General features: G+C 51.1%; 1 protein-coding gene. It reads left to right on the top strand.

What is annotated here, in order from left to right; all coding sequences use genetic code 11:
• The coding region (locus tag AN389_RS20435) for an Ig-like domain-containing protein (RefSeq protein WP_160318644.1) at positions 1-305 on the top strand (305 nt) is incomplete at both ends.

Raw genomic sequence — 305 nt, 5'->3', positions numbered from 1 at the left:
GCAGCAATCACAACCAGCATTGATAAAACCGCCGATGGCGTGATTAATGGTAACGGTGAAAGCGCCGCCATGGTCGTGCGTGGCACGGTTAGCGATGTGGAAGACGGTCAATCCGTGACGGTGATCATCAGTGATGGCACAAACCAAGTTGAAACCACGGCACTTGTGCAAAACGGCGAATATGTTACCGATCCGATTGATGCAAGCGCATTAAATGACGGCACACTCACCGCTACAGCCAGCGTATCCGATGTAGCAGGTAACCCTGTTACAGCTGAGGATACAGTTGAACTTGATAACACCGC

The sequence above is a fragment of the Pseudoalteromonas sp. P1-7a genome (genome assembly GCF_001401855.1).
Taxonomy (GTDB): domain Bacteria; phylum Pseudomonadota; class Gammaproteobacteria; order Enterobacterales; family Alteromonadaceae; genus Pseudoalteromonas.
The sequence above is the reverse complement of the archived record's forward strand: the minus strand, read 5'-3'. Positions and strand labels throughout refer to the sequence as shown.